Source organism: Spirilliplanes yamanashiensis (assembly GCF_016863475.1).
Classification (GTDB): Bacteria; Actinomycetota; Actinomycetes; order Mycobacteriales; family Micromonosporaceae; genus Spirilliplanes; species Spirilliplanes yamanashiensis.
On the sequence record NZ_BOOY01000047.1, the window covers coordinates 1 to 10,388 of the forward strand.

General features: G+C 76.7%; 11 protein-coding genes. 2 read left to right on the forward strand and 9 right to left on the reverse strand.

Annotated features, from left to right (window positions below; all coding sequences use genetic code 11):
• Positions 1 to 36: 36 nt before the first annotated feature.
• Genes Sya03_RS30495 through Sya03_RS30510 form a run of 4 tightly spaced genes read right to left on the reverse strand, consistent with a single transcriptional unit; the run spans position 37 to position 2,998 of the window.
• Complete coding sequence (locus Sya03_RS30495; RefSeq protein WP_203941921.1) at positions 37 to 1,008, reverse strand: Acg family FMN-binding oxidoreductase; 972 nt, start codon at positions 1,006 to 1,008, stop codon at positions 37 to 39.
• Positions 1,005 to 1,901 carry a universal stress protein gene (locus Sya03_RS30500; protein ID WP_203941922.1) on the reverse strand — a complete coding sequence of 299 codons (897 nt, stop codon included), beginning with the start codon at positions 1,899 to 1,901 and terminating at the stop codon, positions 1,005 to 1,007. The genes Sya03_RS30495 and Sya03_RS30500 overlap by 4 nt, the downstream gene beginning before the upstream one ends.
• 10 nt (positions 1,902 to 1,911) lie before the next feature.
• On the reverse strand, positions 1,912 to 2,103 hold the full coding sequence (locus Sya03_RS30505; RefSeq protein WP_203941923.1) for a hypothetical protein: 192 nt from the start codon (positions 2,101 to 2,103) through the stop codon (positions 1,912 to 1,914).
• Positions 2,104 to 2,134: 31 nt separating this feature from the next.
• Entirely contained in the window at positions 2,135 to 2,998 is an 864-nt protein-coding gene (locus tag Sya03_RS30510) for a universal stress protein (protein WP_203941924.1), read from the reverse strand.
• 193 nt (positions 2,999 to 3,191) lie between these two features.
• On the opposite strand from Sya03_RS30510, the gene Sya03_RS30515 reads away from it, so the two are divergent.
• Both Sya03_RS30515 and Sya03_RS30520 read left to right on the forward strand, forming a co-directional pair.
• The gene (locus tag Sya03_RS30515) at positions 3,192 to 3,890 is read left to right on the forward strand and encodes a CBS domain-containing protein (RefSeq protein WP_203941925.1); all 699 of its coding nucleotides are present in this window, start codon (positions 3,192 to 3,194) and stop codon (positions 3,888 to 3,890) included.
• Between the two features lie 29 nt (positions 3,891 to 3,919).
• Positions 3,920 to 4,960 (forward strand): zinc-dependent alcohol dehydrogenase family protein, encoded by a 1,041-nt coding sequence (locus Sya03_RS30520; RefSeq protein ID WP_203941926.1) that lies wholly within the window; start codon positions 3,920 to 3,922, stop codon positions 4,958 to 4,960.
• A 21-nt stretch (positions 4,961 to 4,981) separates the two neighbouring features.
• On the opposite strand, the gene Sya03_RS30525 is transcribed toward Sya03_RS30520, so the two are convergent.
• From Sya03_RS30525 to Sya03_RS30545, 5 genes are all read right to left on the reverse strand, one after another.
• A complete protein-coding gene (locus Sya03_RS30525) occupies positions 4,982 to 6,658 on the reverse strand; it encodes an HAD-IIB family hydrolase (RefSeq protein ID WP_203941927.1) in 1,677 nt (558 codons plus the stop codon).
• 11 nt (positions 6,659 to 6,669) lie between these two features.
• On the reverse strand, positions 6,670 to 7,179 hold the full coding sequence (locus Sya03_RS30530) for a flavodoxin family protein (protein WP_203941928.1): 510 nt from the start codon (positions 7,177 to 7,179) through the stop codon (positions 6,670 to 6,672).
• Between the two features lie 94 nt (positions 7,180 to 7,273).
• Positions 7,274 to 7,495 (reverse strand): PLD nuclease N-terminal domain-containing protein, encoded by a 222-nt coding sequence (locus Sya03_RS30535; RefSeq protein WP_239107975.1) that lies wholly within the window; start codon positions 7,493 to 7,495, stop codon positions 7,274 to 7,276.
• Positions 7,496 to 7,533: 38 nt separating this feature from the next.
• Positions 7,534 to 8,799, reverse strand: a complete 1,266-nt coding sequence (locus Sya03_RS30540; RefSeq protein ID WP_203941929.1) for an alpha/beta hydrolase — start codon at positions 8,797 to 8,799, stop codon at positions 7,534 to 7,536.
• Positions 8,796 to 10,280: a bifunctional aminoglycoside phosphotransferase/ATP-binding protein gene (locus Sya03_RS30545; protein ID WP_203941930.1), complete on the reverse strand. Its 1,485-nt coding sequence runs from the start codon at positions 10,278 to 10,280 to the stop codon at positions 8,796 to 8,798. Before Sya03_RS30545 ends, Sya03_RS30540 begins: the two co-directional genes overlap by 4 nt.
• Positions 10,281 to 10,388 lie beyond the last annotated feature (108 nt).

A 10,388-nucleotide genomic window follows, 5' to 3' on the forward strand; every position in this document is an offset into this window, starting at 1 on the left:
GGCCGGCGGGAGCCGGCCGTGCCGCGGCGACGGGCCTCAGGGCAGCCGCTCGATGACCTCGTCGGGGTCGCGCCGGGGCGCCGGTGGCAGCGGCGGCGCGGTGTCGTCCACGTAACCGAGCCGGACGACCAGGTACGGCTCGCCCGGGCGGCCCAGCAGGGTCCGCAGCAGCTGCCGGGGTGCGGCCACCTCGACCACGTCGCTCAGCGGGGCGGTGGCGACGCCCTCGGCGGTGGCCGTGAGCAGCAAGGCCGAGGCGGCCTCACCGCCGCGCAGCCAGTCCTCGGGCGCGTCGCCCCCGCCGTAGAGCACGACGAAGGTGGCGCCCTCGTCGAAGGACGCGCCGGCCGTCAGCCCGGCCGTCTCGCCGGGAACGTGATCGCGGACGGGCACGCGGCGCGGTGCGGGCCGCACGGCGGTGGCCGCCGGCACGCCGTCGCCGGCCTCCGGCGGCCGGTGGGTCCAGCGTTCCAGCTCGCGCAGGTACTCCGCGTCGTCGCGCTCGGCCGCCGCTGCGCGGGCCGTCGAGACGGCGAGCATGGGGGTCTGCGCCCAGCGCACGCGGTGCAGGTGGGCGCCCTCGGCCTCGACGACCTCGGCCAGCCGGTCGAGCAGCGCGTCGGGCAGGCGCCGGGCGCCGTAGGCCCGCCGGTCCGTGCGCCGGCGCGCGATGGCGTCGGCCATCGCCACGGTGCCCGGGTCCGCCGCGACGGCTTCCCCCAGCGCGAGGCGGGCCAGCAGGTCCGGTTCCCGCGGGTCCGGCATCCGGTCCACCCGGGCGGACCGGCCGGCGGCCGCGAGCGCGACGCGGGCGTGGTGCAGCGCCGCGCCGCAGCTGAGCATCTGCAGCCGGTGTTCCGGGTCCGTCGCGGTCAGGGACCGCCCCGGGTCCGCCCGCAGCTCGAGGTGGCCGGCCGTGACCCGCCACCGCCACGGCTGCGTGTTGAGGACCGACGGGGCCCGGACGGCCTGCCGCGCCGCGGCATGCAGGAGGTCGGCGTCGCTCATCGCTCCGCTCGTCCCTGACCCGGCAGGTCGCGTGCGACGGCCACGGTGCACCGGCTGTGCTGCAGCAGGTGCCGGCTGACGGAGCCGAGCAGCAGGCTGCGGAAACCGCCCCGGCCCCGGCTGCCGACGACGATGAGCTGGGCGTCGCGGCTGGCGTCGGTGAGCACGCGGGCGGGGTGGCCGACGACCACGTCGGCCGTCACCGCGACGGCGGGGAACTTGTCCCGCCAGCCGGCCAGCTGGTCGGTCAGCGCCCGCCGTTCCGCGGCGCTGACCTCCTCGCGGTCGGGCACCGGCGGCCCGATCCAGGGGTCGGGCGGCGGCATCCAGGCGCGGACCGCGTGCACGGCGGCGCCCCGGGCGGCGGCCTGGTCGAACGCGAAGCCTGCCGCCACCTCGGCGCAGGACGACTCGTCCAGGCCGACGACGACGGGGCGGTGGTCCTCGCCGTCCGGCCGGTCCCGGACCACGACGACGGGGCACGGGGCGTGGGTGGCGACCGCGCTCGACACGGAGCCGATCAGGATGCCGGCGACGGCGCTGTGGCCGCGCCCGCCGACGACCAGCTGGGTGGCGTGTGCGGCCCGCTCGACGAGGACGAGGGCGGCCGGGCCCCGGATGAACGCCTGCGTCACCGGCACCTCGGGGTGCGTGGCGCGGGCCCCGGCGACGGCGGCGTCCAGCAGCTCGCGCAGCGCCTCCAGCGCCTCACCGTCCGGCCACACGCTGGTGGCCGGGATCATGGAGGCCGCCGGCATGAGCGCCGGCCAGGTGCACGCGTGCACCAGCTCGACGGCGGCGCCCGTGCGGCGTGCGTCGTCGAGGGCCCAGTGCAGTGCGGCCCGGGACTCATCGGAGCCGTCATAGCCGACGACGGTCTTCAGGGCGTGCATGGTGTCCTCCTCAAGCCTGTGGTCCGCGCGGACGCGCGGCCCGGGACGTGCCGGCCGCCCGGCGGGCGTTGCCGCCGAGGGCGCCGACCAGGTCGATGGCCAGGCAGACGAAGAGCGCGACGCCCCAGCTGTTCCAGGGCCCCCAGGACTCGATGCCCGGCGTGCCGGCGATGAGCCACACCACCAGCCAGATGACGGTCATGACGAACACCCTCCGTTGGCCGCGGCGCCGCTCAGGCGCGGGCGATGAGCACGGGGCAGTCGGCGTGGTGCAGCAGCTGCGAGCTGACCGACCCGAGGACGGTGCCGGCGAAGACGCCGAAGCCGCGGTTGCCGACGACGAGGAGCTGCGCGGTGTGCGAGACGCCGACCAGGACGCGGGCGGCGTTGTGCTTGGTCACCAGAGCCTCGACCGGCACCTGCGGGTACTTCTCGCGCCACGGCGCGAGCAGGTCGGCGAGGGCCTGGCGCTCGGTGGCGTCGCGTTCGACCGGGTCGTAGATCAGCGGCTGCATGTCGTCCCCCCAGGCCGGCACGGGAGGGGACCAGGCGCGGACGGCGACGAGCTCGGCCCCGCGGGCGGCGGCTTCGCCGAAGGCGAGCTCCACCGCGTGCGCGCCGGCCGGGGAGCCGTCGGCGCCCACGACGACCGGCCCCAGCGTCGTGTCCACCCGGCCGCGGACCACCGCCACGGGGCAGGCGGCGTGGGCGGCGACCCGGTGACCGACGGACCCGAGCAGCAGACTGGCGAAGCCGCCGCGGCCCCGGTTGCCGACCACCACCATGCGGGCCGACTCGGCCGCACGCAGGATGACCTGTGCGGGCGCCCCGATCTCGGCGGTGCGGCGCACCGGCAGGCTGGGCGCGATCTCGTGGGCCGCCAGCCGGGCGTCCGCGACGATCTTCTCCGCCGCGTTCGTCGCCAGAGCGAGGATGTCCTCACCACCGTCGAAGCGGGCGCCCTGCCAGTTCCACTCGTAGGCGTGCACGACGTGCAGCACGGCGTCGCTGCGCTGTGCCTGGCGCGCGGCCCACCGGACGGCGGCCCGGCCGGGTTCCGACGCATCCGTGGCGACGACGATCTCATTGGCGCTCATCGATTCCTCCTGATGGTCTCGTCCACTTCGAGCGTCCCGCCCCGGTGGCGGCACCGGCAGGGCCCTGCGGTCCCCATCGATGGGCCCAAAGGCCCGCCGGCCCAGAGGTCCCGGCAACGGGTGCCGGTCGGCCCTGCCCGGCGGCCGGAGCCGGGCCTAACGTCCGCCGTGGACGCCTTCGAAGGAGGACGCGATGAAGACCTGGACCGTCGACGACGTGATGACCACCGACGTGGTGACCGCCACGCCACAGATGGCGTACCGGGCGGTGGTCGACGAGCTCATCGGCCGGCACGTGAGCGCTCTGCCGGTGGTGGACGACTTCCGCCGCGTCACCGGCGTCGTGTCGGAGGCCGACCTCCTGCGCAAGATCGAGCATGGTGACGACGACCGGCCGCCGCGCCTGTTCGAGAGCCGGCACCGCCGGGCCTCGCGGATCAAGGCGGACGGTCACACCGCCGCCGACCTGATGACCAGTCCCGCGGTCACGGTCCTCATCGGGACCACCATCCCGGCGGCGGCGCGCGTCATGGACGCCAAGGGCGTCAAGCACCTGCCCGTCACCGACGACCTCGGCCGGCTGGTCGGCATCGTCTCGCGCTCCGACCTGCTCAAGGTCCACCTGCGCCCGGACGCCGACATCCGCGCCGACGTCGTCCAGGAGATCCTGCGCCGCGTGCTCGGCGTCGAGGAGGGCAAGGTCCGGGTCCGGGTCGGCGACGGCGTCGTGACGCTCGACGGCCGGCTGGACCGCCGCTCCGCGACGGAGATCGCCGTCCGGCTGACCCGCCAGATCCCCGGCGTGGTCGAGGTGGTCACCGACGACCTGACGTACGACTTCGACGACAGCGACCTCGTCGCCAACCGCGGGCTGCCGTTCGGCGTCGCCTGACGGCTTTTGTTCGAGCAGAGGAGGACACCATGAAAGGACTCGTCTTCGGCGGGCCCGGCCAGAAGTCGTGGACCGACGTCCCCGACCCCGGGATCATCGACCCGCGGGACGCCGTCATCCGGGTGGACACCGTGACCATCTGCGGCACGGACCTGCACATCCTCGGCGGCGACGTCCCCGAGGTGGAGTCCGGCCGGGTGCTCGGCCACGAGGCGGTCGGCACGGTCACCGAGGTGGGTGACGGGGTGACGGGCCTGGCCCCGGGCGACCGGGTGCTCGCCTCGTGCATCTCCGGCTGCGGGGTGTGCCGGTACTGCCGCCAGGGCAGCTACGGCCAGTGCCGCGGCGGCGGCGGCTGGATCCTCGGCCACCTCGTCGACGGCGTGCAGGCCGAGTACGCCCGCCTGCCGTTCGCCGACCTGTCCACGTACAAGCTGCCCGACTCGGTGTCCGACGAGGCGGCGGTGCTGCTCGCCGACATCCTGCCCACGTCGTACGAGGTGGGGGTGCTCAACGGCGCCGTCCGCCCGGGCGACACCGTCGTCGTGGTCGGCGCCGGGCCCATCGGGCTGGCGGCCGTCACCACCGCACGGCTCTTCTCGCCGGCGCACATCGTCGCCGTGGACAAGGCGGAGAGCCGGTTGCAGGCGGCGAAGGTCTTCGGCGCGGACGTGACCGTGCAGGCCGACGGCGACCCGCTGGAGGTCGTGCGGTCGCTGACCGGCGGGCTGGGCGCCGACGTGGTGATGGAGGCGGTCGGCACCCCGGCGACGTTCGAGTTGTGCACCGCGCTCGTGCGTCCCGGCGGCCGGGTGGCCAACATCGGCGTGCACGGCAAGCCCGCCACGCTGCACCTCGAGGAGCTGTGGATCAAGAACGTGACGATCACGACGGGGCTGGTCGACACGTTCTCGACGCCGCGGCTGCTGGACATGCTGGTCGCGGGGCAGCTGGACACCGGCCACATGATCACGCACCGGTTCCCGCTGGACGCGATCATGGACGCCTACGACGTCTTCTCCCGTCCCGCCCAGACCGGCGCGCTCAAGGTGGCGCTGTCGCGGGAGTGACCCGTGCCGGGCGGCCTCCCGTCAGCGGGAGGCCGCCCGTGGCGCCGGCGGCAGGTAGCGGACCGCGACGAGCTCCGTCAGCAGCCGCCGGGTGCGCCCGGCGTCGCCGTGCGTGGCGAGGTCCCGTTCGGCGGTCCGGATCAGCCCGGCCAGCAGGTGATCGCGGTAGACGTCAGCCACCCAGCGGGAGAAGTCGCCGTTGAGGGCGTGGTGCCGCACGGTCGCCGCCGGCACCCCGGCCAGGGCCGCCACGAACTCCCGCAGGCTGCCCGCCTGCACGCCGTCCGCGCCCGGCCCCCGGAACACGAACCGTTGCCCGGCCGGCAGCGGGCTGTCGGCGTACTTGTGCCAGTGCCGGACGTGCTGCGTGAACCGCCGGGCGAGGTCGATCGGGCGCGGCTCGCCGGCCGGCGGGCTCAGCAGGGCCCGCCGCCCGCCGGGCGACAGGTCGATCCGCCACCCGATGCGCCGCAGCAGCTCGGGGGACACCCGTTCCGGCTGGTACGAGACCAGGCACAGGCCCCACGGATCCAGCAGCGCGGGGCTCACCTCGGAGGACCGGCACCACGGGACGTCCTGCGCCTCGTCGATGACGACCCAGTGCGGCAGGCCGGTCGCCTCGCGGCAGGCGGCGAGCGGCGCCCCCAGGGTGTCGGCGCAGGCCTCCCGGTCCCGGCGCTGCAGCCGGGACATGTCGAGGACCACGCAGGACGCCCCGCGTTCGAAGGCGCCGAACACGTCGGCCGCGGCGGGCGGCTGCGACCCGGCCACCACCGCGACGCCGGGCAGCGCCCCCAGGCAGACGTGGTCGCCCTCGGGGTCGAGGACGAGGACCGCGTACTCCTGGGCGACGAGCTGCTCGACGAGCAGACCGGCCAGGTACGACTTGCCGGTGTCGCTGCCGCCGCTGACGAGGACGGTGGTGTGCACCGCCGGCAGCAGCGCCGGCCGGCCGTCGGCGCCCTCGCCGACGACCAGCTGCCGGCGGCCCGGGACCACCCGGCGTTCCCCGGTCAGCACCGGGCCGGCGAGCAGCTCCGCCACCGCGTCGCCGTCCTGGTCCGGCAGGACGAGGTCGGCCCGCCGGCGCAGCGACTCCACGGCGTTGCCCACGGCCACGCCGAGGCCGGCGAGCGCCAGCATGGGGTGGTCGTTCTCGGCGTCTCCGACGGCGACGGTGTTGTGGCGGGACACGCCCGCCGCGGCGAGCGCCGCGCGCAGGCCGGTGCCCTTGCTGACGCCCGCCGGGAGCAGCATCAGCGCCTGGCGGTTGCGCACCAGATGCACGTCCAGGCCGAGGTCCTCGACGGCGTCCAGCGCCACGTGGTCGGCCGCCGCCGTGCTGGCCAGCAGCACCTCGCCCCGGACCACGGGGTGGCCGGCCCGGCGCAGCCGGTGCGCGAGCGCGGCGTCGACCGGCTCGGCGAGCCGGCGGGACCAGTCCGCGGTGCGCAGGACGCAGCCGTTCTCGGCGACCACGACGTCGAACGCGTCGGCGAGGCCGGGGAACTCCGCGTCCAGCTCGGCCAGGATCCGGCCGGTGACGAGCGCCGCGACCACCCCGTCGTCGCGCAGCCGGGCGATGCCGTCCAGGACGGCGGCGCCCGGCCGGCCACCGCTGGTGAGGGTGCCGTCGAGGTCCAGTGCCACCGCCCGGTACCAGCGCACCGCGTCCACCTCCTTCGTCGCGGCCGGCACGGCGCCGGGGGTCAGCGGGCGGGTTGCCAGGTGGCCAGCAGCGCGGCCACCTCCGCGCCCCACCGGCGCGCGCGGTCCAGTTCGCCGTCGCGCAGCGGCCCCGCGGTGTCCTCCACGAGGAAACTCTGCGCCGGCGCGACCAGCGGGCAACCGGCGTGGCGCAGGGCCTTCGCCGCCGTGCGGGCCGCCGAGCCGGGTAGGAACGGCTTGCCGATCTTGGTGTCGAACGCCGTGGCCGGGACGCCGGCGTGGCCGAGCGCGGCGAGCCACTCGCGCAGTCCGGTGCCCACGGGCCCCGGCGGGGCGCCCCGGTTCTGCGCGTCCCGGCGGGTGGCGGGCCGGCTCAGCCCGAAGGCGTGCGTCGGCCCGCCGACCACCAGGGCGTCCACCCCGGACAGGCCGGGATTCGTGCCGACCTCCGCGGTCCGGACGCTCACCCGCCCGGACATGCCGTCGGCGACGGCGTCGGCGATCCGCGCCGTGTTGCCGAACATCGATTCGTAGACGATGAGCACCCGCATGACGGAGCCTCCTTCTGCTCTGTCCTCACCCTGGCCCGCCCCGCCGGTTCGCGGCAGGGCCGGTGGTCCCGCGTCCACGGGACGCCGGCTCCGGTCACCCCTGCCGGTGCCGGCCCCACCCCAGGTAGGCCACCGGCCCGACCGGCTGGATGAAGAGCACCGGCCACCAGGCGGCCTTCGGGCCGCGGATCTGCCGCTGCGGGCGCCGGGCGAGGTCGACGGCTGCCACCGCCGTCAGCACCATCTCGACCGGTGCGAGAACCATCGTCGCGACGCGCTGCCCGCGGGGCAGCTCGTTGAAGCGTCGTCGTGCCATGTCGCTGTCCTCCTCTTCCTCTCCGTCGTGCGCGGCGGTCAGCCCGCCAGCGCGCTCGCCAGGAACGACGTCACCCGCTCCTCCCACGCGGCCGGCGCCGTCGCCAGGCCGGCCGTGTGGCCCGCGTCCCGCACCGTCCACACCTCGACGCGGGGGGAGCCGTCCTGGATGAACCGCGCGGCCAGCGCCTCGTCGTCGACGGCGCCCGCCGTGATCAGCAGGACGGGCGGTCCGGCGGCGGCCGCGGCGCGCAGGCTGCCGGGCGGGCGCGCATCCGTCAGCAGATCGGTGCAGCCCGTGGTGAGCCGGTCCACGACCTGCTGGAGGCGCCCGCGGACGCCGTACGCGCCGGCCAGGAAGGCCTTGTCGGCGGCGACCCGGCCGGTGGCGCCCTCGGCTACGACCGCCCTGATCCGGTGGTCCGTGGCGGCGGCGCCGATGGCCTCCTCGCCGCCCATCGACAGCCCGGCGACCGCGATGCGCGTGTCCGCCACGTCGTCGCGTTGCTGCAGGTAGGTCACGCCGGCCGCGACGTCGACGTCGCCGTACCAGCCGAAGTCCATCGCCCGGCCGCCGCTGAGCCCGTGCCCGCGGGCGTCGAGCAGCAGCACGCCGTAGCCGTGCCGGGCCAGCACCGCCGCGTGCGGCAGCACCGCCGAGCGGGTCGAGCCCGCACCGTGCCGCAGCACGACCGCCGCCGCGTTGCGGGACGGCACGTACCAGCCGGACAGCCGGACGCCGTCGGCGGCGCGCACCTCGACGTCCGTGTAGGCCAGGCCGCTCGAAGCGGGCGTGGCGCCGCCCACGGCCGTCGGCGGCACGTTCGTCGCCGCGACCCCGTGGATCCCGGCCCACAGCACCACCCACGCGACGACGAGCAGGGCGGCGGCGGCCGGCACACCCGCCCACCGGGGCACGGCGGCGACCACGGTGGCGGCTCCCCGCATCAGCAGCACGGCTCCCGCGACCAGCGCCACCAGGCCGGCCACCGCCACCGGCGTCCACCCGGTCCGGTCGAGCCACCGCGGCCCGATGCCCGCGCCGAGCGCCGCCGCGGCGAGGCCGGCGCCGCTGGCCACCGCCGCGTGCAGCCACCGCGAGCCGTGCCGCAGGGTGATCACCACACCCAGCGCCACCGCCAGGACCGCGGCGACGCGCACCGCCTGCCAGCCGGGGGCGCCGTCCCGCCCGGCCAGGTAGCCGGTCGCGGCGGCGCCCGCCGCGACGGTGAGCGGCACGAGCACCGGCCGTCGCGGCGCCGTGGCCGCGGTTCGGGTCCTGGGCACGTCCCGGGTCTGGGTCATGACGCCGCTCCCAGGACAGCCGGGCCGAGCCGCAACCGGGCGAGGGCGTTCTCCACCGAGTCGTCGGGGGTGCCGTCCGTCGGGACCGCAGTCGCCTCCGGCCACGGGTCGGCCTCGGCCGCGAGGGCGGCGGCGATGACGGCGTCGGCGTCGGAGGCCCGGTACGTCTCGCCGGCGCGCCGGGCCAGCCGCTCGGCCACCTCCGCCGGCCCGGCGGTGCACCGCAGCTCGGCGAGGGTGCTGCGGGTGTCGGCCGCGAGGGCCCGCGCGGCCGCCCGGTGCGCGGCCTGCGTCCACGAGGCGTCGAGCACCACCGTCTCGCCGCGCTCCAGCAGGCGCCGCGCCCGGGTGAGCATGAGGTCGTAGGTCCGCCGGGTCCAGTCGGCCGTGTAGATGCCCTGCCGGTACGGCGCCGCCGCGGCCCGGCCGGGATCGACGCCGGCCAGCTCCTTGCGGAGGCGGTCGCTGGCGAGCACGACGGCGCCGAGGCGGTCGGCGAGCCGGCCGGCCAGCGTCGACTTCCCGGTGCCCGGGGTGCCGCCGACCAGGACGAGGCGCACGGTCCCGGCCCGCAGGTGCCGCAGCGTGAGAGCGGCGTAGTCCGCCGCCTCCGCGGCCGCCGCGGCGTCGCCCTGCGCGTGCCGCAGGCAGGCGACCTTGGCGCGCACGTACGCCCGGTAGGCGACGTAGTGGTGCCGCAGGGCGGCGGGGGCCGGGTCCGCGGCGAACTCCGCGTACCGGTCGAGGAAGTCGGCCGCGAGCCCGGCCGCGCCGAGCCGCTCGAGGTCCATCGCGAGGAAGGCCGCGTCGTCGAGGCCGTCGACCCAGCGGAGCCGGTCGTCGAACTCGATGCAGTCCAGCACCCGGGGGCCGTCGTCGAGACAGAAGATGTCGTCCGCGAGCAGGTCCGCGTGTCCGTCGACGATGCGGCCCGCCGCGACGCGCCCGGCGAACAACGGGCCGCGCCCGGCCACGAAGTCGTGGGTCAGCTGCTCGATCGCGGTGGCGGTGGCGGCGGGCAGCACCGCGCCGTGGAACGGCCGCAGCTGGGCGAAGGTGGCGTCCCACCGGCCGAGCAGCGCGCCGGCGCCGCCCTCGGCGGAGATCCGGGGGCCGCGGCGTGCGGTGGCGTGGAAGGCGGCGAGCATCCGGGCCAGCCGCCGGAGGTCGCCGGCGACCGGCGCGCCGGTCCGGACGAGGGTGGACAGCCGCCGGTCGGCCGGCATCCGCCGCATGACGACGAGGTGGTCGCAGACGCCGCCGTCGGGCGCGTGGACGTCGGCCACCCCGAGGTAGACGTCCGCCGCCATCCGCCGGTTGAGCTCGACCTCGCGGTGGCAGACCGCCTCGCGGTCGGCCCGCTCGCGGAAGTCCAGGAACCCCAGGTCCACCGGCTTCTTCAGCTTGTACGCCCGGTCGCCCACCAGGAACACGACGGCGGCGTGGGTCTCGAACGTCGCCGCGTACGGAGTCGATCGCATGATTCACCTCGCGGGTTCGCTGCCCTGCTTCCACCGTCCGCCGCGATCGCGGCCGGCGGTAGGGCGCAAAGTCCCGCCTCGCGGGACGCGGACCGCGGCCGGGCGTCG

Bases quoted from the DNA above. Each gene is read 5' to 3' on its own strand.
- Sya03_RS30495 (WP_203941921.1), bottom strand. From the start codon at position 1,008: ATGAGCGACGCCGACCTCCTGCATGCCGCGGCGCGGCAGGCCGTCCGG.
- Sya03_RS30500 (WP_203941922.1), bottom strand. From the start codon at position 1,901: ATGCACGCCCTGAAGACCGTCGTCGGCTATGACGGCTCCGATGAGTCC.
- Sya03_RS30505 (WP_203941923.1), bottom strand. From the start codon at position 2,103: ATGACCGTCATCTGGCTGGTGGTGTGGCTCATCGCCGGCACGCCGGGC.
- Sya03_RS30510 (WP_203941924.1), bottom strand. From the start codon at position 2,998: ATGAGCGCCAATGAGATCGTCGTCGCCACGGATGCGTCGGAACCCGGC.
- Sya03_RS30515 (WP_203941925.1), top strand. From the start codon at position 3,192: ATGAAGACCTGGACCGTCGACGACGTGATGACCACCGACGTGGTGACC.
- Sya03_RS30520 (WP_203941926.1), top strand. From the start codon at position 3,920: ATGAAAGGACTCGTCTTCGGCGGGCCCGGCCAGAAGTCGTGGACCGAC.
- Sya03_RS30530 (WP_203941928.1), bottom strand. From the start codon at position 7,179: ATGCGGGTGCTCATCGTCTACGAATCGATGTTCGGCAACACGGCGCGG.
- Sya03_RS30535 (WP_239107975.1), bottom strand. From the start codon at position 7,495: ATGGCACGACGACGCTTCAACGAGCTGCCCCGCGGGCAGCGCGTCGCG.
- Sya03_RS30540 (WP_203941929.1), bottom strand. From the start codon at position 8,799: ATGACCCAGACCCGGGACGTGCCCAGGACCCGAACCGCGGCCACGGCG.
- Sya03_RS30545 (WP_203941930.1), bottom strand. From the start codon at position 10,280: ATGCGATCGACTCCGTACGCGGCGACGTTCGAGACCCACGCCGCCGTC.